The following is a 23,239-nucleotide window of genomic DNA, read 5'->3' on the forward strand; positions in this document are numbered from 1 at the left end:
ACGGTCAGACGTTCGGCCCCGGCACCAGCGAGCGCAGGAACGAAGCAAGCCAGTAAGGACCGAGGCCCGTTATGAGCAACATTGACCCGCCCGGAAAGACCGCCCTGGCCGCGACCACCGCGACCGAACTGGACCGTCCGCAAACGCGCCCCCAAACGCCGCGCCGGAGGAAATGGCCGGTCGCCTGGGCTTTCGTCGCTCCCTTTCTCTTCTTTTACGGGTTGTTCCTGATCTATCCTGCCATCCAGGTCTGTTACCTGAGTCTGACCAACTCGGACATCGCCGGCCAGGGCGGGTTCATCGGAGTCAGAAATTACGTCGAGTTGATGCGCGACCAGGAATTTTGGGCCTCGGTCGCGCACACCGTCTATTTTGTTATCCTGACGGTCGTGCCGAATACGGCGGTAGGGTTCTTCCTGGCGTTACTGGTTGTCCGCTTGAAGCGGCTCCGATTGCCGATCCTGTCGGCATTTTTCCTGCCCTTCATCCTGCCGGTGAGCGTCGTGACCACGGCGGCACTCTGGATTCTGGACGCGAATTTCGGGATCTTTAATTTTTTTGCGGGTACGACCGTGGCGTGGTTTCAAGACCCCGGCTGGGCCATGCCCGCGGTGGCGCTGGTGACCATCTGGTGGACGGTAGGCTTCAACATGCTTCTTTTCATCGCCGGTTTGCAAAACATACCCGGCGATCTCTACGAGGCTGCAGCGATCGACGGTGCAAACGGTTTCCAGCGCTTCTTCAAAATCACTTGCCCGCTGATCTGGCCGGTTGCAAGCCTCGTGCTGGTACTGCAACTCATCGCGCAGTTCAAAATTTTTGACCAGGTGTACCTGCTCACGGGCGGAGGACCCTACAACTCAACCACGGTAGTGCTTCTCTACATGTACCGTGAGGCCTTTCAGCAGAACCGGGGCGGCTACGCTTCCGCAGTCGCAATCATGCTGGTCCTTATCATCATACTGGTCTCAGCCCTTCAGTTCCAGTTACTGCGATTCAGGCGTTCACAATGAAACCGAAGCGCTTCTCGCCCTTGGGCGCAATCTGTACCGTCCTGACGGTAGTTTTAGCGCTGATCTGGCTTTTCCCCGTTTACTGGATTGCGGCCACGTCCTTAAAGACGGAAACGCAAACCATCGCGATGCCGCCCACACTGGCCCCGTCCCCTCCGACGCTCGAATCGTTTATTTACGTAATTCAAAACAGCCCGATTTTTCGCTGGTACCTGAATACGGTGATCGTTGCGGGGGTAGTCACGTTCCTGTCGATTTGGTTTGCCTTGATGTGCAGCTATGCGCTGTCCCGGCTTGAGTTCAAGGGCAAGCCCTTGATTTATGCACTGCTTCTTGTCGGGTTCATGCTCCCGTTCAGCACGATGGCAATCCCGCTGTTCATGCTGATGAACAAGCTGCATTTTGTAAATTCTTACGCCGGACTTATTCTCCCTCAAATTGCAGCACCCTTGTCGGTGATCGTGTTCAAACAATTTTTTGACGCAGTTCCCGGGGACTTCCGGCACGCCGCCGTTATCGACGGGGCGGGCGAATTCAGGATTCTGTTTAGAATCTATGTGCCGCTTAACTGGAGCATCATCTGGGCGATGAGCATCGTTACCTTTATCGGCACCTGGAACAACTTCTTCTGGCCGTTCATCATCACCAACTCAACGCCGATGCTGACCATCCCGGTCGGCATGACCCAGGTTCAATCCGCATACGGTATCGCCTTCGCTAAAACGTCCGCCATCGCGGTGATGGCTTCTATCCCGACGGCGGTCGCTTACCTTATGTTCCAGAAACGAGTGACCCAGGGCGTGATGGCAGCGGCCGGAATCAAAGGCTGACCACACGGCCACACGGCCACACGGTCACACGGTCACACGGCGGGTGTGGCGGGCACAACGACTGAGTTCACACAGCGAACACGGCGAGCCACGGCGGACACGGCGGGAAGACAAATGCCACAAATGAGGGCCGCTGGTTAGGCACGCCGGGAACCTATGCCGTCTTTGGCCCGGGGCGGCGGTTGGCAGTAACCGGGAACTTTAGCAACCATCACTCTCGCCGCCGCCCCGGGCCAAAGACGGCGTAATCCTTGCCAGGGACTGAATTAAGGGTCGAGTATCGGGGTGCCGGGTAATTTTGTCTTCCCGCCGTGGCTCGCCGTGTGAACTCTTACGTTGTGCCCGCCGTGTGACCGAACTCCGAACTCCTCCGCTTCCCGCCGTGGTCGCCGTGGCTCGCCGTGTGAACCTCTGTCGTTGTGCCCGTCCAACCCGCTGTGGCCGCCGTGTGACCGTGTGAACTCCTACGTTGTGCCCGCCCAACCCGCTGTGCCCGCCGTGTGACCCGGCACTCTCCGTTCGTGGCATTTCCCAGCTATCGGGTAATCGCATACGCGTCGAAACATCCACCGCCGCTGCCGTTGATGCCGGTACCACCGGCAGAAATCCTGCGACGTGTTGAAAAGGTATCTTTCGCCGGTCGGTACTTCCACGATCACCGCAAGGTCATTCCCCGCCAACCGTTTTCTCCCGACGTAAACCCCACAAAATCGTTCATCATCCAAGAGCTGCAAAAGCTGGGAATATTCTTGTGCAGTCATCCCACACCGTTACGTGCGAACGCGGCACTTGCAACTCCGGGTCCGGGCCGCGGGCTGCCGGTGATTTTCAGCATGCTGCCTTGCTCGCGCGTCGTTCAGGCCACGGTGATCTCCTCGACCCATTTCGGCTGTTTCTCCAACCACGCCTCGGTGTAGCCGAGCGGATTGGGGTGCCGGTTCACCTCCTGTTCCTGCGCCGAACGCGGTCCACGGGTTTCCGCGGCGATCACGCCGGGGTCGGCCTTGAACTGGCGGTCGGCCGTCAGCAGGCCGTTGATTTCCTGGTAAGTGTCGGTCAACTGCGTGTAGCAAAAACCGGCCAGGTCGTCGCACTTGTTCAGCGCTCGCAGCAGCCCGGCGTACCGCGCGATGAAACCCCTCTGGCTGAGCACCCGGCTGTAGCCCCAGCCCTCCTGGTTCAAGGCGTACGCGATCCCGCCGAACTCGGTCAGCAACAGCGGCTGCCGCCGTTCCGAGCTCGAAGGTGTCAGGAGCAACTGGCGGCGGCACGGCCGGACGTGTTCGAGCGTAAAGGCAAACCTCTCTGCCGTACCGTAACGCTCGATCAGCACCCCGGGTTTGTCCGTGTAATCGTGCACCGTCATCAGATCGGTCTCCAGGTGTTCCCACCCATCATTGTCCACCACGAGGCGGGTCGGATCAGCCGCTTTGGTCAACTGGTAGAGCGCACGGCAAAAAGCCCGGGTCTGAGGATTGGTGGGAAGGTCCGGCAACCCCCATGACTCATTGAAAGGCACCCACGCGACGATGCACGGGTGCGACCGGTCACGGTTTACCGCTTCCAGCCATTCGGTCGTAACCGCATCCATCATGCGCTGTGAAAACCGGTAAGCGCTCGGCATTTCCTCCCACACCATCAAGCCGAGGACGTCGCACCAGTAAAGAAACCGAGGGTCCTCGATTTTCTGGTGCTTGCGAACCCCGTTGAATCCCAATCGCTTGGTAAGGATGACGTCGCGGCGCAGTTCCTCGGCCGTGGCGCTCAGTCCCCCTTCGGGCCAATACCCCTGATCCAGAACCAGGCGCATCCGGTAAGGAAGACCGTTCAGGATAAACGCGCCGTGCTCGAAACGTACCGCTCGCATGGCGGTATAGCTTTCAACGGCGTCAAAGGGAGCATGATCGCGCAAGAGGGTGATTTTTGCGTCGATCAATTCGGGATGCTCCGGGCTCCAGAACAGTTCACGGCGAACGTCGTACAAACCGCCGTCCGGCAGGTGAAGGGTACGGCGCAACGATTCCCCCTGCAGGCGGTAAGTATCCTCCAGCAGGGGTTCGCCCCGGATGAAGAGTTCCACCCGCACGGCGTCGCCGGGCTGCACCGGTCCATCCACCTGAAGGTCCAGCGTCAGGGAGAAATCCTCCAGGCAGGCCGTCCAATCCACGCGCCGGATGAAGGTTGACGGCGTCTGCTCGAGCCAGACGGTCTGCCAGATGCCGGTGGTGCGCGGGTACCAGATGGAGTGCGGTTCGAGTTTCCAGTCCTGTTTGCCGCGCGGTTGGTCCAGCGCCAAAGGGTCGTCTTCCGCGCGCACCACCACGGTCAACTCCGTGCCATCCCGGCAAAAGGAGGTCAACTCCGTGGAAAAAGGGGTGTGCCCGCCGGTATGCCGCATCACCGGGTGATCGTTCACCCACACCTGGGCCGCATAGTCCACGGCGCCGAAGTGCAGGAAAACGCGACTGGCCGGCGACGCGACGCTCACCCGCCGCCGGTACCAGGTCACCGGGTGAAATTGCTGGTCATTCACACCGCTCCGCGCCGTTTCCGGCGCGTAAGGAACCGTGATCTCGCCATCGAAACGCACTTCGGCGGGCACGTTCCAAAGCCGTTGCGGATCAAATGCGCAATCCCATGGTCCGTTAAGCGATTGCCATTCCGGGCGCCGGCACTGGGGGCGCGGGTAGTCGAGAGAAAGTACATCCATAATTGAGGGGCCGGCTACGGCGTTTGGGCGCCACGGACCCCGACGTAAACGCTGTACAGGGACGTCGTCGCCGTGATGAACAACCGGTTTCGCCGCGGCCCGCCAAAGGTTAAATTGGCCACCGGTTCGGGCACCTTGATCTTACCCAGCAACCATCCTTCCGCATCAAAACACTGGACACCGTCAGACGCGCTTACCCACACGTTGCCGAGCGCATCCAGGCGCAACCCGTCCGGCAAGCCGGGAGACACCTCGGCGAAAACCCGGCCGTTAAGCAGTTTCCCGTCCGGTGCGACGTCAAAAACACGGACGTGGTGTTCGCCATGCAGGGTGTGGGACCTCCCTGAATCGGCGATGTAAAGGCGGGATTCGTCCGGCGAAAACGCCAGCCCATTCGGCTTGTTGAAATCATCCGCCACGACGGTGAGCGCCTCCTTTTGAGGATCGAACCGAAAGACGTGGGCGCGCCCGTACTCACTGGTGCCCGCATACCCTTCGTAATCACTCAGGATCCCGTAAGGCGGGTCTGTAAACCAGATGGTCCCGTCAGATTTCACCACCACGTCATTGGGCGAGTTGAGCCGTTTGCCCTCAAAACGGTCGACCAGCGTCCGCACCGTCCCGTCCGGTTCGGTGATGGAGACGCGCCGGTTGCCGTGCTCACACGTGATCAACCGGCCGCTTCGGTCACGCGTGTTGCCGTTGGCAAACCCGGACGGTTGCCGGAACACGCTCACGTGGCCCTCGACCCAACGGCACATAAGGTTGTTGGGGATATCGCTCCAGAGCAGGAAATCACCGTCGCCGAAGTAGATCGGGCCTTCCGCCCACCGCATCCCGGTATGGAGTCGTTCCACCCAGGCGTTACCGACCGTCAACTGGATGAAACGCTCGTCGTAGAGTTCAAAATCCTGTCGCAGGCCGAAGGTGCGGGTCATGGCGATAACGCGAGGGCGGCGGTGACGGGATTTTCCCGGCCGGGGCAGCCGATAAAACGTCCGATCGGGATGGGCTTGAGGCGCTTGTTCCCTTCGGCCGTGCTGGTCCGCCGGGGAAGGCGAAGCGGTTCTGGCGATGCCTGAGTGGCATTGGCGTACTTATGCCTCGCGGGCCGACGCCGCGACAAGCATTTTTTAGGGCTTTACTTGAGTCCCCACGCCTGAAAAGTTACACCGTACCCGACATGGCCGAACGACGACTTGACGGCAAAACGGCGCTCGTGACCGCCGCTGCGCAGGGCATCGGGCGGGCTACTGCTGAAGCGTTTTCAAGCGAAGGCGCTCACGTGTTCGCTGCCGACATCAACCTGGCGGGCGTCCGGGAGTTGACCCGCTGCGGCTGCGAACCGGTCCACCTCGACGTGCGCGACGCGCAGGCCATCCAGGAATTGGCGGCCAGGATCGGCCCGATCGACATTCTTTTTAATGGAGCCGGCTACGTCCACGCGGGCACCATCCTGGAGTGCAGCGAGGCAGACTGGGATTTCTCAATTGATCTGAACTGCCGGTCGATGTACCGGATGATCCGGACTTTCCTGCCGGGAATGCTGGAGCGCGCCGGGGGATCGATCATCAACATGGCCTCCGTGGCTTCGAGCATCAAAGGCGTGCCCAACCGCTTCATTTACGGGTTGACCAAGGGCGCAGTGATCGCGCTGACCAAGTCGATCGCCGCCGACTACGTTGGCTCAGGGATCCGTTGCAACGCGATCTGTCCGGCCACCGTGGATTCGCCCTCACTGGCCGAGCGGATCTCCCGGCAGGCCGCCGGCGAAGGCCGCACCGAGGAGGAGGTCCGTCAGGCGTTCATCGCGCGCCAACCAATGGGCCGGATCGGTAAACCGGAAGAAATCGCCGCCCTGGCGGTTTACCTGGCGAGTGACGAATCGTCCTTCACGACCGGCCAGGCCCACATCATCGACGGCGGCTGGGCCCTCTGAGACGCCGCGTCCCGGGTCTCACGCCACGCGCGTCAGCGCTGGTCCAGGGGAACGTAAGGCCGGGGGTCCGGCCCGGCGTAGTCCGCGCTGGGCCGGATCAGTTTGTTGTTGTCCCGTTGCTCCTTGATGTGAGCCGCCCAGCCCGCCGTGCGCGCCAGGACGAACAGCGGCGTAAAATGCGAGGTGGGTATACCCAGGAAATGGTACACGGTCGCGCTGAAGAAATCAGCATTTGCAAACAGCTTTTTTTCACGTTGCATGATCGCCTCGATCTCGTCGGAGACCTCGTAAAGGTAACCGTCCGGCGCCTGCTCCGACAACCGGCGGGACCAGGCTTTGTTGATGGCGTTACGGGGATCTGAAATCTTGTAGACCGCGTGGCCGAAGCCCATGATTTTCTCTTTGCGGCCGAGCCGGCCGAGCACGTCCTCGCGCGCCTCCTCGCGGGTCTTGAGGTTCCGGATCAACTCCATGGCGGCTTCATTCGCACCGCCGTGCAATGGACCGCGCAGGGTCCCGATGCCGGCCGTGATGCAGGAATAGAAATCGGACAGGGTGGCGGCGCAGACCCGGCAGGCGAACGTGGAAGCGTTGAATTCGTGCTCGGCATAGAGAATCATGGACACGTCCAATGCATGGCCGGCCTCCTGGTCAGGCGGCCGCTGATGGAGCATGGCCAGGTAATGTTCCGCGAGCGTATCGCCCTGAGACTCAGTGTCGATCCGTTGTCCGGTAGCGCCGAAGTGATGCCAGTAAACCAGCATCGAGGGAAACGCGGCCAGCAACCGTTCGGCCATGCGGTCCTGTTCCTGAAACGTGTGTTCCGGCTCAAGCACGCCTAACATCGAACAACCGGTTCGCAGCACGTCCATCGGGTGAGACGTGGGGGGAATGCGCTCGAGCACTTGCTCCAGCGGTTTGGGCAGCGACGATGCGCCCTTCAGGCGTTGTTGAAAGGCGTCGAGCTCGGCCCGCCCCGGAAGCGCGCCGTAGATCAACAGGTAAGCTACTTCCGCAAATGAACTGTGAGCAGCCAGATCTTCGATCGCGTAGCCGCGGTAAGTCAACCCGACGCCTGCCTTGCCGACGGTGCAAATCGCCGTCGATCCGGCGGATTGGCCGCGCAAGCCGGAAGAGGCCGGGACAGCCTGGGCAGATGAAGAATCCGTGGCCATAAGCTAACTTTCTTTCCGGTATAACTCATCCAGTTTTTGTTCGTAACGAAGGTAGTCCAACACTTCGTAAAGCTCGCTGCGGGTCTGCATCCGGTCAACGACGCGCACCTGGTTGCCATCCCGGCGAATCGCGCCATAAACCGCGAGCGCGGCAGCGCTCATTGCCCGGAAAGCGCTCAAGGGATACAAGACCATCCGCACCCCGGCCTGACGCAACTCATCGAGACTCAGCAACGGCGTTTTGCCGAACTCGGTAAGGTTAGCCAGGATAGGCGCGTCGACTGCACGGCAGAACCGGGCAAAATCGGCCGCTGACCCGAGCGCCTCGGCGAAGATCATGTCGGCCCCGGCGTACACGTACCGGCCGGCCCGGTCGATCCCGGCCTCAAGACCTTCCGAGGCGACCGCGTCCGTGCGGGCCATGACGACGAATCCGTCGTCGCCGCGGCTGTCCACCGCCGCCTTGATCCGGTCCACCATTTCCCCGGCGGTGACGAGGGCTTTGTTGGGGCGATGCCCGCAACGTTTGGCTTGCACCTGGTCTTCCAGGTGGCAGCCCGCAGCTCCTGCACGGGATAATTCCCGGATGGTCCGCGCGATGTTGAAAGCCCCACCCCAGCCGGTATCGGCATCAACCAGCAGCGGCAGCGTCGTTGCACCCGTGATCCGGCGCGCATCCTCGCAGACGTCGTTCAACGAGGTAAGGCCCAGATCCGGCATCCCGAACGAGGCGTTGGCTACGCCCGCTCCCGACAAGTAAAGGGCTTTAAAGCCCGTGCGCGCCGCCAGCAGCGCAGCATATGCGCTGACGACGCCGACGATTTGCAACGGGCGCTCCGATTCCAGCGCGGCCCGGAACTGCGAGCCTGGGGAGGACACAGACATTACCGTACTATACTTAATCCTCGATGAAATCCTGCGGCAAGATTATCCGCCCGTGCCAAGGGAGGGCGCCCGCAGGCCAAAACGGCACCCTTAAAAACCTCGTGACGTGAACCGCCTTGCTTCCTAGACTCCTGATGCGCTTTTCTCTAAGCTGCCGCGCAAACCCCACGTCATGCCCGTCCAATATGGCCAGTGTTTAAACAAGGCTGGTTGTAGTCTTGCCTATACCGGCGAGATGATCCGGTACGAAGGCGAAGCCCGTTGCCCGGAGTGCGGCCAACCGCTCGGCCCGGCTGCGCCCCGGCGCAAAAAGCCGCCCTGGTTATCTGGTCTCATCGTGCTCGCAATCCTGGTAGCGGCTTCGATCGCATTCCTGGTCTGGCAGCGGCGGTCCCAGGAACCTTCCCACGCAGCCCCCTTGCCGGCCATCGTCGGCGAACCCGACCAGAACCATGCACCGGCGGTGGTCGACGGCAATACCACCAGCCTTCCCGAAATACCCAAACCGCCGGTCACCGGCTCCAGTCCGGCGCCGGGCGGCACCCCTGCGAATGTCGTCAATGAGCGTTCGGAATCCGCCGGGGCAACCCCGCCGGTCAGCGCATCTCCTCCGGCCGGCCCGGTCCTTTCCGCCAGCCCGGCCGCAGAGGAATCCGTAGTCACCAAACCGCCGACCTTGTCTGCGCAGCAGGTGGACACAACCCGGGCCGACGTCCTTAAGCGCATCAATGCCATGCCGCGCATGAGCGCCCAGGAAAAGGATCGCCTGTCGCAAAAAGTCGAGAGCGCGCACGGGATGGAACGGTTGAGAATCGTCCACTTCGACCTCGGCAAGACTACCTTAAGCAGGAGTACGGCCGACCAATTGGCCAGGAGTTTCACGGCGGGCGACACCAAGGAAAAACTGGCCGATCCGACCCTGGTGCTGGTGATCGCGGGGTACGCCGACAGCGGAGGCGATCCCGGCGTTAACCTGCGAATCTCACAAGACCGGGCTGACGGCGTAAGCCGGCTTTTGAAAAAGGCGGGAATCCTTAACGTGATGCACACCGTGGCGATGGGCAGCACCGACCTGCTCGATGGTAAACGACCCGAACAGAACCGCGCCGTCGAGATCTGGGCCGTGGTCCCGTAGCGGGGACAATGCCACAAATGCCACGAGCGGAAAGATGCCACAAATGGAAGGGGTTTGGAGAGCGGACGCCCCTTCCTGAGAGCAGACGAATGAGGAAGGAAGGGATACCGGCAGAGTCGTACAAGCCGAATGCCGCAAACGGGTAAGCCGGTCACTCGTGGCATTCTTGACATTCTACCGTTTCCGCCGTCCGCGTGTTAACCCAACGCCACAGGCCGGAAGGTGCCAGGAATGCCGCGAATCAGCGCCTTCCATCTGTGGCATTTTCTTCTCTCCGAACCTCTTCCATTGGTGGCATTTTTCCGCTTGTGGCATTTGTGGCATTTTCTCCAGCGCTCTCCTGATTTTCCACTTTGCTTCGGCGCCGCGCTACTTTACGTCTATCAGACCGATGTCCTCGCGTTCTCCCCAGCGGCTAAGTAAATCGGACTACGAACGGCTTGCCGCTTTCCGGTACCAACTCCGGCGCTTCCTGCGCTTCTCGGAGCTTGAAGCCGAAGCGGTCGGACTCACGCCCCGGCAATATCAGGGATTGTTGGCGGTCGCCGGCTACCCTGGCCGCGACGCGATCACTATCGGCGAATTAGCGCAACAATTACTTGTAGCCCATCACAGCGCGGTCGGGTTGGTGGACCGGCTCAGCGCGCACGGGTTGGTTGAGCGTCAACCGGGACCGCAGGACCGCCGGCAGGTGTTTGTCCGGCTGACGCCGCGCGGCAATGCCCTGCTCGAAAGGCTGGCGCACGCGCACCGGGCCGAGTTACTGAAACTCGGGCCGAAGCTGAGCGTTCTGCTGCAGACCCTCAATAACTCCAATTCAGATTCAGAGCCCGGCCGATGACGCCGGACACGGGGAATCCGCCCGCATGGCAAGGCGTTTAAGTCACCCCATGAAGCCGGCTATCCCGTGGGGTTGCACCGGCAGCTTCATCATCGGCCTGCTGCTTAGCATCCTTTTGCTGGCGGCTATCTTTACCGCCCTGCGCTAACCTTACTCGCGGTTCAGGCTTTTAACTGGCAACCTGCGTCCTTTTGGCCACCCGGAAGGACCGCAAGTCCCCTTTTAAGCCGGTTTTTCGGCTTGGCATAATAGGTGCTCTCTGCACCTGAGCGCCTCGACACCTCCGCCGGCGCTACCCAGCCCAGCAACGGAACCACCATCCTATGAACGTAAGCCGCCCTTTGAGCATCGACGCGGACCCTTACCCCTACGAGTTCGTGCCCGTCCAAAGCGCGTTGTTGATAATCGACATGCAGCGCGATTTCCTGGAGCCCGGCGGCTTCGGCGAGATGCTCGGCAACGACGTTTCGCAGTTGCGCCGCACGATTGACCCCAACCGGAAATTGCTCGCCGCCTGGCGCACGGCCGGCCTTACCGTAATCCATACGCGGGAAGGGCATCGGCCCGACCTGAGCGATCTTCCACCCGCCAAACGAGTACGGGGCCATGGCACGCGCACGATCGGCGATCCCGGCCCGATGGGACGCATCCTGATCCGGGGCGAGCTCGGGCACGACATCATCCCGGAACTTTATCCCCTGCCCACCGAACCAGTCATCGATAAACCGGGCAAAGGCGCGTTTTTCGCAACGGATCTGCATGCCATCCTCCAAAATTACGGCATCCGGAAGCTGCTAGTAACCGGGGTCACCACCGAAGTCTGCGTCAATACCACCGTCCGGGAAGCAAATGACCGGGGCTACGACTGCCTGGTCCCGGCGGATTGCGTCGGGTCCTACTTTCCGGAGTTCCAGGAAGCGGGCCTGAAGATGATCAAGGCGCAGGGCGGCATCTTCGGCTGGGTGTCGGACTCCGCTCGAGTCCTGGCCGCCCTTCAGCAAACCTCTCCCGTCATATAAAACCACGCCTCCCTGAAAAACAAGAGCCCCTATGAAAAACGCCAAACCCGCCCTTTGGACGCCCGGAGACTGGAACGCCTTTTTCGGCTTCGGAACCAATATCCTCGTCAACCTGCTGGTCCTGACGGGGTTACTGCGGTTCGTCTTGAAAATGCCGGACGCCCTGGTGTTCGGCCGTATCCTCCCTGCAACGGGGATGATGCTGTTTCTGAGCACGATCTATTACGCGTGGCTCGCTTACCGCCTGGCGAAACGCACCGGGCGGACGGACGTCTGTGCGCTGCCTTCCGGCGTCAGCGTCCCTCACATGTTTGTCGTTACCTTCGTCATCATGCTGCCGATCGCCCTCAAAACCGGCGATCCGGTAAAAGGGTGGGAAGCGGGTCTGACGTGGGTCTTCATCCAGAGTTTCGTGCTCATGGCCGGCGGTTTTATCGCGCCCGTCATCCGAAAGATTACTCCGCGAGCCGCTCTGCTGGGTACCCTGGCCGGTGTCTCCATCACGTTCATCTCGATGCGTCCGGCCCTTGAAATGTTCAGGACACCGGTTATCGGCATCACCTGTTTTGCCATCATCCTGGCGAGCTGGTTCGGCGGGGTCCGTTACTTCCGCGGCATTCCCGCCGGTCTGGTGGCGATCGTCGTCGGTTCGATCATCGCGTGGATCTCGAATGCATTCGGCCTGGGATATGGCGGGCTGAGCCTCGAAAACCTTGCGCACTCGTTCACGAATTTCGGCTTCTCGTTTCCGCTGCCTGCCGCGGATCACGTATTTTCGGGTTTCCAGTTCCTGGGGGTCATCCTGGTCACCGCGATCCCGTTCGGAATTTATGACCTGGTTGAGGCCATGGATAACGTCGAGAGCGCCGCGGTCGCGGGCGACAGCTTTCCGACCACCAGGGTTTTGACGGCCGACGGCGTCGTCAGCCTGATCGGATGCATGATGGGCAACCCGTTTATCAACGCCGTCTATATCGGGCACCCCGGCTGGAAAGCGATGGGCGGCAGGATCGGTTATTCCGCGGCGACGGGCATCATGGTGATCCTGCTTTCCTGGTTAGGCATCATCTCGGTGGCGGTATCGGTGATTCCTGTCGTGGCCATTTCACCGATTCTTCTGTACATCGGTATGTTGATCGGCGCCCAGGCTTTCCAGGAAACCCCTAAGAGCCACGCGCCGGCCATCATCCTTGCGTTCACGCCGCATCTTGCCGCCTGGGGCAAGACCCAGATCGATAACGCCCTTGGAGCCGGCGGCACGAGCGCCGCCGCGATCGGTCTCGATAAACTCGGCCAAAACGGAGTCCTCTACCCCGGCCTGGAAGTTCTTGGGGGCGGTGCAATTTTGGGCGGGCTGATCCTGGGCGCGATCGCGGTGTTCATGATCGACCGGCAATTTGTTAAAGCCGGCGCCTTCGCCCTGGCCGGGGCGGTCCTGACCTTCTTCGGTTTCATGCATGGTGAGAAGATCGGCATCGGCCAAACGCCCGTAGTGGCCGTAAGCTACCTTGCCGTGGCGATCATCATGGTCGCGGTGGCGAAACTCACCGTGGTTCTGCCGAAAATGGCAGAGCCGCGGGAACATCCGGGCCCGGCGCCGCAACCGCAACTGGCGGAGTAAGCCGCGAAGGTCTGCCTTCCTGCCAACCGAACGGCTGCGGTGTTTCGCGCCGCGGCGGTTTGGTTCAGAGCAGGGCGCGCCTATTTTGCCGGTTGCTTTTTTCAATCCCGGGCAATAGCGTTGCAGCCGATCCCCCCTATGATGGCTCGGCGGAAGCAGCATGATCGCTCGGCGGGTGGTGTCTGGCGTTTCCCGGACGTTGGGGAAACCGCCGCCCGCCCGCCCGGTCAGGATCACCGTCGGTGACCGTCGTCAACACGCCCTCGATCGGATTTGCAACCATGGACCTGAACCTTAAAGGCAAAACCGCCGTCATCACGGGCGGCAGCATCGGAATCGGCCTGGCGGTAGCGGAAGCATTGGCCGCGGAAGGCACAAACCTGTTGTTGGTGGCCCGGCAACCGGAACGGCTCAACGCTGAAGCCGAACGCATCAGCCGGCGGCACGGGGTCCGGGCGATCGGCGTTGCGGCTGACGTCGCGGCCGCCAAGCCGGTTCAGGAGGTCGTCTCGGCCGCTGAACGGGAGTTCGGAGCGGTCGACATTCTGATCAACAACGCCGGTACCGGCAGTAATGAAACCATCATGGAAGCGCCGGATGAGAAGTGGCAATACTACTGGGAGCTTCACGTGATGTCGGCCGTCCGGCTGGCGCGGGGTTTGGTTCCCCTGATGCGGAAACGGGGCGGCGGCGTGATCCTGCATAACGCCTCGGTCTGTGCCGTGCAACCGCTCTGGTACGAACCGATCTACAACGTCACCAAAGCCGCCCTGATGATGTTTTCCAAGAACCTCGCCAATGAACTGATCAAGGAGAACATCCGCGTCAACACCGTCAACCCGGGGCTGATCCTGACGCCGGACTGGATAAAGACCGCCAAGCAACTTACCGCGGATAAAGGCGGAGATTGGGAGGGTTATCTCGCGCAGGTCGCAAGGGAGCATGCGCCCATCAACCGGTTCGGCACCCCGGAGGAACTGGCGCATTTCTTCGTTTTTCTTTGCTCGGATCGGGCAAGCTACTCGGTCGGCGCGACGTATTTCGTCGACGGCGGCATGCTGAAAGTCGTGTAACGGGTAGCGGGTAACGGGTAACGGGTAACGAGTAGCGAGTAGCGAGTGACGGGTAGCGAGTGACGAATGGCGGGTGTCGGTTCGAGTAAATGCCGCGGAGGGGTGACTTCGACGGCTCGTGCGCATGGCGTTGATTCCATACCGCCGTTGAAGAACGGGCGGGGGCGTCGAGGCCTCCAATTCACTCCCGACAGTTCTTCCTGGGCCGACGCGCGGCACTCTCTGCCGGGAACAACTTCGGCTTGCGGTCTCCCATGCGACACCCGCTACCCGTTACCCGTTACCCTCCTCCACTTGTGGCATTTTCCCCGCTGCCCGATACCCCCGAAGGGTCGACAAGCAAGCTCGCACGGGTAAGCTACTCGCTGACATGAGAATTCATCGTGCTCTGGTATCGGTGTACGATAAAGAGGGTATCGTGCCTTTCGTGCGCCGGCTGCACGAACTTGGCGTTGAGATCGTCTCGACCGGGGGTACGGCGGCGTTGCTGAGAGACGAAGGCATCCCGCACGTTGAAGTCGAAAAGTACACCGGGTTTCCTGAAATGCTGTCAGGCCGCGTCAAAACGCTGCACCCGAAAGTGCACGGCGGTTTGCTTTACCTGCGCAATAACCCGGACCACCGGCGGGAGGTCGAGGCGAATGGGATTCCGCCTATCGACCTGATCCTGGTGAACCTTTACCCGTTCCAGGCGACCGTGGAACGCCCGGGCATCACCCGGGAAGAGGCCCTCGAAAAAATCGATATCGGCGGCCCGGCAATGCTGCGTAGCGCCGCCAAGAATTATCAGGACGTGACCGTGGTCACCGATCCGCGCGATTACGACGTGGTGCTGAAGCAAATGGAGGAGCACGACGGCGCCACGACGTTGAAACTGCGCGAACAGCTCGCCATCAAGGTTTTTCTTACCACCTCCAAGTATGACCAGGCCATTTCCGATTACCTCAATCGGGAACAGGAAACAGCCGGGTCGTTCCTCACCTCCGTGCCCCTGGAGAGCCGCTTACGGTACGGTGAAAACCCCCACCAGAACGCGTCGTTATACGGTCACTTCCAGGATTACTTCCAGAAGTTTCACGGCAAGGATCTCTCGTTCAACAACATCCTGGACATCAACGCCGCCGCCAACCTGATCGACGAATTCGTGGAACCGTCGGTTGCCATCCTGAAGCACACGAATCCGTGCGGTGTCGGTTCGGACCCGGATTTGCGCGAGGCGTGGATGAAGGCATTCGCGACCGACAAACAAGCCCCGTTCGGCGGGATCATCATCGCCAACCGGCCGGTGACGGAACCTTTGGCCAGGGCCATCTCGGAGATCTTCAGCGAAGTGATTATTGCGCCCGACTTTGAGTCGGAAGCACGGGCCCTGCTGCAGAAGAAAAAAAACCTGCGCCTGATTCGCACGCGGGAGCGTGACGAGCGGGTCCAATCGCAACCGGACATCCGTTCAGTTCTCGGCGGCCTTCTTGTGCAGGATCGGGACAATGCTAAAGTCCAGGAACCCGAACGCCAGGTGGTGTCGGCCCGGCCGCCGACCGCAGATGAAATGAAGGCGATGCTTTTTGGCTGGCGCGTGGTGAAGCACGTGAAGTCGAACGCGATCGTGTACGCCGGCAAGGATCGCACCCTGGGCATCGGGGCGGGACAAATGAGCAGGGTGGATTCTTCCAAAATCGCCATCTGGAAGGCGAACGAAGCCGGGCTTTCACTCAAAGGCAGCGCGGTCGCCAGCGATGCTTTTTTCCCGTTTCCGGACAGCCTGATCGCAGCCGCCGAAGCCGGCGCGACCGCCGCGATTCAACCGGGCGGATCGGTTCGCGACGAAGAGGTGATCCGCGCAGCGAACGATCACGACGTAGCGATGGTGTTCACGGGTATCCGCCACTTCCGGCACTAGCGGCACACGGCGGGCACCGCGAGGAGGGCGGGCACAACGACTGAGTTCACACGGCGAGCCACGGCGACCACGGCGGAAAGAGGGGGAGAGAGTTCGGAGTTCGGGGCTCGGAGCTCGGAGTTCGGAGGCGTGCCGGGAAGACAGAATCATCCGCAGAACACGCAGAAGGACGCAGAAAAGAGAAACATCCACAGATTACGCAGATTGACACAGATTAAGAGGACCTGGCGGCGACTCTGAGGCTGACACTCGCACCCAACCCCCATGCCGCCGCTCCGAACTCCGAACCCCGAACTTCGAACTCCGAACCCCGAACCCCGAACTCCGAACTTTACCCGTTACCCGTTACTCGTTCCGCACTCATGATTAAGCTCGGAGTCAACATCGATCACGTCGCAACGTTACGGCAGGCCCGGTACGTAGGGATGCCGGACGCACCGAACGTTGAGCCGGACGTTCTGGCGGCGGCATCCGCCTGCGAACGGGCCGGCGCGCAGGGAATCACGGTCCACCTGCGTGCGGACCGCCGGCATATCCAGGACCGTGATGTTTTCAGGCTGCGTCGCAGTTTGATTACGAAGCTCAACCTGGAGATGGGCAACACGCCCGAGATCCTCGAAACGGCTTTGCAGGTGTTACCGGATGACGTGTGCCTCGTGCCGGAACACCGCCAGGAGGTCACGACCGAGGGCGGCCTGGATGTGGCCCGAAACGTCAAGAACTTGCGCCGCACGGTCGAACGGTTGCAAGCCGCCGGCATCCGCGTCAGCATGTTCATCGAACCGGCGCCGGAGCAGATCGACGCCTGCGTGGAACTCGGGGCCGATGCGGTCGAGCTTCACACCGGCCGGTTTGCCAATGTCATGCCCGATTTCCGCGCGGATGAGGTTGCCCGGTTGGAGGCGGCCGCCCGTCACGCGTCCGAAAAAGGTTTGATTGTGAATGCCGGGCATGGCCTGAATTACGCGAACGTGCACCTGTTACTGGCGATCCCACACTGGAACGAATTCAACATCGGCCACTCGATCGTGTCCCGAGCACTTTCTATCGGTCTGGAAGCTGCCGCGCGCGAGATGCTCCAGCTCCTCGCCCGCCCGTGACCGTGTTCGGTATAGGGATTGACGTGGTCGAGAACCACCGGATCGCCGAGGCCATTCAGCGGCATGGGGAACGATTCGTGGAACGAATCTTTCATCCGGGCGAAGCGGAATATTGCCGCTCCATGCGCGACCCGCACCCGCACTTCGCGGCGCGTTTTGCAGCCAAGGAAGCGGTCTCGAAAGCCTTTGGAACCGGCTTCGCGGGCCAGGTGACCTGGCGCGACATCGAGATCCGCCGCAAAGCCAGCGGTGAACCGTTTGTCGTCCTCCACAACGGCGCAGCGGCGCTCGCCACGCAGCTCGGCGTCCACACGGTGCTGATCAGCCTGAGCCATTCGGAAGGGTATGCAGTTGCCAACGCGCTCCTCATGAAGGACTAAACCGGCGAACCGGCGGGCGCGCCCCGGCAGCAGCACCTGCACCTGCACCTGAACTATGGAGAGTGAGTACAAGGTTAGGCTCGAGGTTTTCGAAGGACCACTGGACCTCCTGCTTTACCTCATCAAAAAAGAGGAGGTCGACATTTACGACGTCTCCATTGAACGGATCACCCGGCAATACCTGGAGTACGTCGACACGTTTCGGATGCTGGACCTCGAGGTGGCCGGCGAGTTCGTGGTCATGGCGGCAAACCTGATCTATATCAAGAGCCGAAGCCTGCTCCCGGTTCACCAGCAACCAGCCGAGGAGGATGCCGAAGAGGAAGACCCCCGCTGGGACCTGATCCGGCAGTTGATAGAATACAAGAAGTTCAAGGACGCCGCCGCGCAACTTCAGCAGCGGGAACTCGATCAGGAAGGACTCATCCCGCGAATCCTGGAAAAACCCAACCCGGCCGCACCGGATGCCTTGCTCAAGCAGGAGGTAAGCATTTTCGACCTGATCAACGCGTTCCGGAAGGTTCTCAAGCGACTCGAGAGTAAACGCGAAGATCTGCGGGAGATTTTCGAGGAGAATTTTACGGTTTCCGACAAGATTGAACATATTATGGTCATCACCCGCCGGGAGCAGTCCGTCGCATTCTCGGACCTCTTCGCTTTTGCGGCGAGCCGGACCGAAATCGCGGTGACGTTTCTGGCGCTCCTTGAATTGATCCGCTTAAAGCAGCTCCGGGTGGTTCAACGGGAACCCTTTTCCGAGATCCTCATCGCGCGGATGGGTTGAGTCTTGAGTTTTACGGGCGTTACGCGAAATCAGGTTATGATCCCTTTGAAAGCAGTCGTCGAAGCCCTGCTCTTCAGCGCGCCCCGACCTCTGTCGACCAAAGAGATGCTGCAGGTGTTGAAAGCGGGAGCGGAATATTTGGAGGAAGAAAACCCGCTTCCCGAGCTGAACCAGATCCAGGAACCGGAGATCAAAGCGATTCTGGCGGGCCTGGCCCGGGAGTACACCGAACTCGGCCGTGCCTTCCAGCTGGTCGAGCAAGTGGCAGGCTGGCAGCTCACTTCCCGGCCCGAATACCAGGTCTGGGTACGCCAGCTCTTTCCTGAACTCCGCCCCGCGCGCCTGAGCGCGCCGGCTTTGGAAACCCTGGCGATCATCGCTTACCGGCAGCCGATCACCCGGGCCGATATCGAGGCCATTCGCGGGGTCGCGGTGGATGGTCTGATGCAGAAGCTGCTGGACGCCGGCCTCGTAAAGATTTCCGGACGGGCCGACATTCCCGGGCGCCCGCTCCTGTATGAGACCACGCAGCATTTCATGGAACATTTCGGCCTCAAAACGCTGGAAGAACTTCCGAACGCGACGGAGCTGAGGCAGTTGCCTTTGCCCGTGATGAAGCCGGAGGAGGCTGCCGCCGCATCAAACCCGAACGAGGAAACGACGAGTGGAAGAACCGAAGCTGTCGAAAATCCGGCAAGAAATTGACCGCATCGATACCGAACTGATCCGCCTGCTTAACGAGCGCGCGGATCTGGTGCACGAGATCGGGCTCGTAAAGAAGGAAGCCGGCCTCTCGATCTACGCACCCGAACGGGAGGAAAGCCTCCTCCAGGGACTGGTCCGAAAGAGCCGGGGCCGCCTGCCGAGCCACTCCATCCGTGCGATTTACCGCGAAATCATGTCCGCCTCCCTGGCGCTCGAAAAAGACCTGCTCATCGCGTACCTGGGCCCGGAGGGAACGTGGACCCATCAGGCGGCCCGTTCGAAATTCGGGGCGTCGGTACGCTACCTTCCTCAGGCCAACATCGGCGACGTGTTCGACCAGGTCACCCGGCGTCGCGCCGATTACGGGGTCGTGCCGATCGAGAATTCGGTCGAGGGCGCCGTAAACCATACGCACGACGTGTTTGTGGATTCCGAATTGAAGATCTGCGCCCAGATCCTGCTGAGAATTGAGAACAACCTGCTTTCAAAATCGCCGACCTCTGAGATTTGCCGGATCTATTCGCACCCGCAGGTTTTTGGTCAATGCCGCAAGTGGTTGCAAAACAATGCGCATGACGTTGAGCTGATCGAAGTTTCCAGCACCACGCGCGCCGCCGAGATTGCCGCCAAGGAACCAGGCTCGGCCGCCTTGGCCGGAGCGATGGCGGCGGAACTCTACGACCTGCCGATCGTGGAGCGCTCGATCCAGGACAGTCCTAACAACACCACCCGTTTTCTCGTCATCTCGCACACGACGTGCCCGCGAACCGGTAGCGACAAAACCTCACTGATGTTTTGCGTGCAGGACAAGGCAGGCGCGCTCTATTCCGCGCTCGAACCGTTCAACCGCCTTAAGTTGAGCATGAGCAAGATCGAGAGCCGGCCCTCCAAGCGGAAAAATTGGGAGTACTTCTTTTTCGTCGACGTGGAAGGCCACTGCGAGGACGACGTTGTCACCACCGCCCTCCAGGAACTGCAGCGCCATTGCACGTTCGTAAAAGTCCTGGGAAGCTACCCGAAAGGGGAAACCGGCAGCGGGTAGCGGGCGGGGCCAGCTAAGTTCGGAGCTCGGAGTTCGGAGGCGTCGTAGAGCCCGGTCCAACCTTTCCGCGGAACACGCAGAAGGACGCAGAAAAGAGAACACGTCCACAGATTACACAGATTGACACAGATTAAGAGGAGCGGGAGGAGCAGGCGGCAACTCAAAGGTTGACACTCGCACCCGCATCCCCAGGATGCCGCTCCGAACTCCGAACTCCGAACGCCGAACGGCGAACCCCGAACCCCGAACTCCGAACTCTACTCGACACCCCCCGTCACATTCCTACATATATCCCCTCATCCGGCCATTCGGACACAAGATAGCCGTCACGCATGTTCACCAGCGGCAGGTAATTACGCATCATCCGAACCGGCGTCAGCAGGCGCATCGTCGACACCGATTCAATGCAATCCGGACCGTGGTTCCTGATGAGGTTGGGAATGAGGTCCTCATGGGTCCGCTGCACGATGTCCACGTCGTTATGGCCGTCCACAAACAGCAGCAGCGCTACCTTGCCGTCGATTTCGGCGATGTGGCTTTCGAAGATCCGCTCTGTGAACACTGTGGTCTTCTTGGGTTCCTGGCGGATTTCCTCCACCAGTTGACGATAGGTGATCCCTACCCGGAACTTAACGATGTACAGTTGACGGGCATTGAACTGCTGCGCGCCCGCCTGCGATAAATCGAGGTGGGTAAAGTAGGACAGCACACCTTCCTGCTCCAACCGTTGCCGCTTCCGGCTCACCGTCCGCACGTTCACCCCTGATTTCTCGCCGATGCCATTGTCCGATTCACGCGGATCGCGAATGAGTTGTCGCACAATGGCCTTCTCTTGCTCATCCAAAACTCTCATGGCAGTGTCGTCACCAGGGAAGGGGAAGGCGCCGCGGTTGGAGCATTCCTCTCCCGCCAGGACGCTTCAGGATAGCAGAAGTTTTCCGATCCGCCTTCGAATATCGACAAGAAACGGTCTTTAATGGCGTCTTTTGGTCTTGAAATAGGCAATTTAACCCATACACTCTCCGGACCCCGCCTTTATGAACGACGCGATCTTGCAAACGTTGTCAAAAATCCCGGCCTCCCTTTACGAACCGGAAGAGGAACACGATGCCTGCGGCGTCGGTTTTGTAGCAGCGATCAACGGGCAACGTTCCAACCGCGTGTTGCGCTTGGGGCTAACCTCAGTCTGCAACATGTCCCATCGCGGGGCCATCGATGCAGACGCCAAAACCGGTGATGGCTCCGGCGTGCTAACCCAGATTCCGTACAAACTTTTTCGCAAAGAGTTGCAGCGACTGGGCCAGTCGCTTTACGACGACGCCGACCTGGCGGTAGGTTTTATCTTCCTGCCGCACGATAATGCGTATGCGCAGGCGCGCGCCAAGGCGATCATCGAGGAAGTCCTGGAACAGCGGCAACTCTACCTCTTCGGCTGGCGCGAAGTGCCGCTGAATATCTTTGTCCTGGGCGAGAAAGCGCAGCTGACCATGCCGCGCATCGAGCAGGTCCTGATCGGGCGCCCGGCAGGAATGGACGATGATGAGTATGAACGCCGTCTCTTTCTGGCCCGCAACGCCATCGAAAAGCGCGCGCAACTCGATCATATCCGGAATTTCTACATCGCGTCCTTCTCGAACCGGGTCATCATCTACAAGGGCCTGATGACGTCGCATTCGCTGGAGAAATTTTATCGCGACCTCAGCAACCCGGATTACGAAACGGCCATCTGCCTTTACCACGAGCGTTACAGCACGAATACCTTCCCGACGTGGCCGCTGAGCCAGCCGTTTCGCACGCTGGCCCACAACGGCGAGATTAACACCATTCGCGGTAACCGGAACTGGATGCGGGCCAGGGAAGCTGAATTGCAGGCCGGGTTCTGGGGTCAGGATATCGATCTGCTCAAGCCCATCATCCAGGCAGGCGGCTCCGATTCAGCCAGCATTGATAACGCCCTTGAGGTGTTGACCATGTCCGGCCGCGATCTGTTGCACGCGATGACGATGCTGGTGCCGCCGGCGTGGCGCACGGACGAGACGATGACGCCGGAATTAAAGGCGTTTTATGAATATCACCGCTCTTTCAATGAGCCGTGGGATGGTCCCGCCGGCCTGGTCTTCAGCAACGGCGTGCTCGCCGCGGCCTGCCTCGACCGCAACGGGCTCCGTCCGGCCAGGTACAAAATCAGCGAGGACGGCATTTTCAGTTTGGGCTCGGAAGTCGGCTGCACCGAACTGGACGAGGCCAAGGTGATCGAAAAAGGCCGGCTCGCTCCCGGCGAGATGATCGCGGTGGACACCCGGCACGGCAAACTCCTACGCGATGCAGAAATCAAGACCCGGCTTTCGACGCAGCGGCCTTACCGGGAATGGGTAAACGAGCACCTGCTGAGGCTGCAGAAGCTCGCGGGCACTGCGCTGCCGGAACCGTCCGGTGACCTGGACGTGCTTGGTCTGGCGCAACGGCAAATCAGCTTCGGCTACAGCAGCGAGGAACTCGACATGGTCCTGAAACCCATGATCAAGGATGGTCAGGAACCGGTCGGATCGATGGGCGACGATACACCCCTGGCGGTGCTCTCGCTTCAGCCGCGTCTGCTCTACACCTATTTCAAACAGCTTTTCGCGCAGGTAACCAACCCGCCGATCGATCCGCTCCGGGAGAAGCTGGTGATGTCGTTGGCGACCATTCTGGGCTGGCGCCGCAACCTCCTGGCGGAATCACCGGAACACGCCAAGCTCGTCCACTCGGCGTCGCCGGTGCTGCTTCCGCACGAACTGGACGCGTTGCGCCGGATCCCCGGCCCGGACCACCAGGCGCGTACGCTTTCGCTCCTCTGGCCGGTCGCCGAAGGGCCCGAAGGCCTGGAAAAAGCCGTGAGCCGTCTCTGCGCGGAGGCCGAGAAGGCGGTAGACGATACGATGCGGCTGGTGGTGCTGTCGGACGAAGGCGTGGACCACGAACGGGCGGCTATCCCGATGCTGCTGGCCGTCGGCGCCGTGCACCACCACCTGACGCGCGCCGGCAAACGCATGCGCTGCAGCTTGATCGCCGAGACCGACGAAGCGCGCGACGTCCACCAGGTCG

At 60.8% G+C, this 23,239-nt stretch carries 19 protein-coding genes and 1 pseudogene; 15 read left to right on the forward strand and 5 right to left on the reverse strand.

Features of this window, described 5'->3' with window-relative positions; all coding sequences use genetic code 11:
- Positions 1–71 precede the first annotated feature (71 nt).
- Positions 72–1,013 carry a sugar ABC transporter permease gene (locus JO015_01715; GenBank protein MBV9997807.1) on the forward strand — a complete coding sequence of 314 codons (942 nt, stop codon included), beginning with the start codon at positions 72–74 and terminating at the stop codon, positions 1,011–1,013.
- On the forward strand, positions 1,010–1,843 hold the full coding sequence (locus JO015_01720; GenBank protein ID MBV9997808.1) for a carbohydrate ABC transporter permease: 834 nt from the start codon (positions 1,010–1,012) through the stop codon (positions 1,841–1,843). The genes JO015_01715 and JO015_01720 overlap by 4 nt, the downstream gene beginning before the upstream one ends.
- Positions 1,844–2,699: 856 nt before the next feature.
- Here the strand turns inward: JO015_01720 and JO015_01725 are convergent.
- Both JO015_01725 and JO015_01730 read right to left on the reverse strand, forming a co-directional pair.
- On the reverse strand, positions 2,700–4,553 hold the full coding sequence (locus JO015_01725) for a glycoside hydrolase family 2 (GenBank protein MBV9997809.1): 1,854 nt from the start codon (positions 4,551–4,553) through the stop codon (positions 2,700–2,702).
- Positions 4,554–4,567: 14 nt separating this feature from the next.
- Positions 4,568–5,491, reverse strand: coding sequence for an SMP-30/gluconolactonase/LRE family protein (locus JO015_01730; GenBank protein MBV9997810.1), 924 nt, complete (start codon positions 5,489–5,491; stop codon positions 4,568–4,570).
- A 245-nt stretch (positions 5,492–5,736) separates the two neighbouring features.
- Between JO015_01730 and JO015_01735 the strand changes: the two genes are divergently transcribed.
- Positions 5,737–6,492 carry an SDR family oxidoreductase gene (locus tag JO015_01735; protein ID MBV9997811.1) on the forward strand — a complete coding sequence of 252 codons (756 nt, stop codon included), beginning with the start codon at positions 5,737–5,739 and terminating at the stop codon, positions 6,490–6,492.
- Between the two features lie 32 nt (positions 6,493–6,524).
- Here the strand turns inward: JO015_01735 and prpC are convergent, their stop codons facing one another.
- Positions 6,525–7,667 (reverse strand): 2-methylcitrate synthase, encoded by a 1,143-nt coding sequence (gene prpC / locus JO015_01740; GenBank protein ID MBV9997812.1) that lies wholly within the window; start codon positions 7,665–7,667, stop codon positions 6,525–6,527.
- Between the two features lie 3 nt (positions 7,668–7,670).
- The gene (gene prpB / locus JO015_01745) at positions 7,671–8,552 is read right to left on the reverse strand and encodes a methylisocitrate lyase (protein ID MBV9997813.1); all 882 of its coding nucleotides are present in this window, start codon (positions 8,550–8,552) and stop codon (positions 7,671–7,673) included.
- 172 nt (positions 8,553–8,724) lie between these two features.
- Here prpB and JO015_01750 point away from each other — a divergent pair, with 172 nt between their 5' ends.
- The 11 genes and pseudogenes from JO015_01750 (at position 8,725) to pheA (ending at position 20,152) form a co-directional block, all read left to right on the forward strand.
- Positions 8,725–9,687, forward strand: a complete 963-nt coding sequence (locus JO015_01750) for an OmpA family protein (protein MBV9997814.1) — start codon at positions 8,725–8,727, stop codon at positions 9,685–9,687.
- 391 nt (positions 9,688–10,078) lie between these two features.
- On the forward strand, positions 10,079–10,528 hold the full coding sequence (locus JO015_01755; GenBank protein ID MBV9997815.1) for a winged helix-turn-helix transcriptional regulator: 450 nt from the start codon (positions 10,079–10,081) through the stop codon (positions 10,526–10,528).
- A gap of 323 nt (positions 10,529–10,851) precedes the next feature.
- Positions 10,852–11,547 (forward strand): cysteine hydrolase, encoded by a 696-nt coding sequence (locus JO015_01760; GenBank protein ID MBV9997816.1) that lies wholly within the window; start codon positions 10,852–10,854, stop codon positions 11,545–11,547.
- A gap of 31 nt (positions 11,548–11,578) precedes the next feature.
- Positions 11,579–13,090, forward strand: a pseudogene (locus JO015_01765) (regulator).
- A 359-nt stretch (positions 13,091–13,449) separates the two neighbouring features.
- Complete coding sequence (locus JO015_01770; protein MBV9997817.1) at positions 13,450–14,241, forward strand: SDR family oxidoreductase; 792 nt, start codon at positions 13,450–13,452, stop codon at positions 14,239–14,241.
- A gap of 370 nt (positions 14,242–14,611) precedes the next feature.
- Entirely contained in the window at positions 14,612–16,141 is a 1,530-nt protein-coding gene (purH, locus tag JO015_01775; GenBank protein ID MBV9997818.1) for a bifunctional phosphoribosylaminoimidazolecarboxamide formyltransferase/IMP cyclohydrolase, read from the forward strand.
- A 362-nt stretch (positions 16,142–16,503) separates the two neighbouring features.
- The gene (locus tag JO015_01780) at positions 16,504–17,241 is read left to right on the forward strand and encodes a pyridoxine 5'-phosphate synthase (protein ID MBV9997819.1); all 738 of its coding nucleotides are present in this window, start codon (positions 16,504–16,506) and stop codon (positions 17,239–17,241) included.
- Entirely contained in the window at positions 17,238–17,621 is a 384-nt protein-coding gene (gene acpS / locus JO015_01785) for a holo-ACP synthase (GenBank protein MBV9997820.1), read from the forward strand. The genes JO015_01780 and acpS overlap by 4 nt, the downstream gene beginning before the upstream one ends.
- A gap of 55 nt (positions 17,622–17,676) precedes the next feature.
- Positions 17,677–18,405, forward strand: coding sequence for a segregation/condensation protein A (locus JO015_01790; protein ID MBV9997821.1), 729 nt, complete (start codon positions 17,677–17,679; stop codon positions 18,403–18,405).
- 36 nt (positions 18,406–18,441) lie between these two features.
- Positions 18,442–19,110 (forward strand): SMC-Scp complex subunit ScpB, encoded by a 669-nt coding sequence (gene scpB / locus JO015_01795; protein MBV9997822.1) that lies wholly within the window; start codon positions 18,442–18,444, stop codon positions 19,108–19,110.
- Entirely contained in the window at positions 19,070–20,152 is a 1,083-nt protein-coding gene (gene pheA, locus JO015_01800) for a prephenate dehydratase (protein MBV9997823.1), read from the forward strand. The genes scpB and pheA overlap by 41 nt, the downstream gene beginning before the upstream one ends.
- A gap of 274 nt (positions 20,153–20,426) precedes the next feature.
- Here pheA and JO015_01805 read toward each other — a convergent pair whose 3' ends face one another.
- Positions 20,427–21,005, reverse strand: a complete 579-nt coding sequence (locus JO015_01805; GenBank protein ID MBV9997824.1) for an AsnC family transcriptional regulator — start codon at positions 21,003–21,005, stop codon at positions 20,427–20,429.
- A 184-nt stretch (positions 21,006–21,189) separates the two neighbouring features.
- Here JO015_01805 and JO015_01810 point away from each other — a divergent pair.
- Positions 21,190–23,239: glutamate synthase subunit alpha (locus JO015_01810; protein MBV9997825.1), on the forward strand; the 2,050-nt coding region annotated here is incomplete at its 3' end.

This window comes from Verrucomicrobiota bacterium (assembly GCA_019247695.1).
GTDB lineage: Bacteria > Verrucomicrobiota > Verrucomicrobiia > Chthoniobacterales > JAFAMB01 > JAFBAP01.

What these genes read in the sequence shown, in the direction of transcription:
- JO015_01715 (MBV9997807.1), top strand. Translation starts at nt 72, where the DNA reads ATGAGCAACATTGACCCGCCCGGAAAGACCGCCCTGGCCGCGACCACC.
- JO015_01720 (MBV9997808.1), top strand. Translation starts at nt 1,010, where the DNA reads ATGAAACCGAAGCGCTTCTCGCCCTTGGGCGCAATCTGTACCGTCCTG.
- JO015_01725 (MBV9997809.1), bottom strand. Translation starts at nt 4,553, where the DNA reads ATGGATGTACTTTCTCTCGACTACCCGCGCCCCCAGTGCCGGCGCCCG.
- JO015_01730 (MBV9997810.1), bottom strand. Translation starts at nt 5,491, where the DNA reads ATGACCCGCACCTTCGGCCTGCGACAGGATTTTGAACTCTACGACGAG.
- JO015_01735 (MBV9997811.1), top strand. Translation starts at nt 5,737, where the DNA reads ATGGCCGAACGACGACTTGACGGCAAAACGGCGCTCGTGACCGCCGCT.
- prpC (MBV9997812.1), bottom strand. Translation starts at nt 7,667, where the DNA reads ATGGCCACGGATTCTTCATCTGCCCAGGCTGTCCCGGCCTCTTCCGGC.
- prpB (MBV9997813.1), bottom strand. Translation starts at nt 8,552, where the DNA reads ATGTCTGTGTCCTCCCCAGGCTCGCAGTTCCGGGCCGCGCTGGAATCG.
- JO015_01750 (MBV9997814.1), top strand. Translation starts at nt 8,725, where the DNA reads ATGCCCGTCCAATATGGCCAGTGTTTAAACAAGGCTGGTTGTAGTCTT.
- JO015_01755 (MBV9997815.1), top strand. Translation starts at nt 10,079, where the DNA reads ATGTCCTCGCGTTCTCCCCAGCGGCTAAGTAAATCGGACTACGAACGG.
- JO015_01760 (MBV9997816.1), top strand. Translation starts at nt 10,852, where the DNA reads ATGAACGTAAGCCGCCCTTTGAGCATCGACGCGGACCCTTACCCCTAC.
- JO015_01770 (MBV9997817.1), top strand. Translation starts at nt 13,450, where the DNA reads ATGGACCTGAACCTTAAAGGCAAAACCGCCGTCATCACGGGCGGCAGC.
- purH (MBV9997818.1), top strand. Translation starts at nt 14,612, where the DNA reads ATGAGAATTCATCGTGCTCTGGTATCGGTGTACGATAAAGAGGGTATC.
- JO015_01780 (MBV9997819.1), top strand. Translation starts at nt 16,504, where the DNA reads ATGATTAAGCTCGGAGTCAACATCGATCACGTCGCAACGTTACGGCAG.
- JO015_01790 (MBV9997821.1), top strand. Translation starts at nt 17,677, where the DNA reads ATGGAGAGTGAGTACAAGGTTAGGCTCGAGGTTTTCGAAGGACCACTG.
- scpB (MBV9997822.1), top strand. Translation starts at nt 18,442, where the DNA reads ATGATCCCTTTGAAAGCAGTCGTCGAAGCCCTGCTCTTCAGCGCGCCC.
- JO015_01805 (MBV9997824.1), bottom strand. Translation starts at nt 21,005, where the DNA reads ATGAGAGTTTTGGATGAGCAAGAGAAGGCCATTGTGCGACAACTCATT.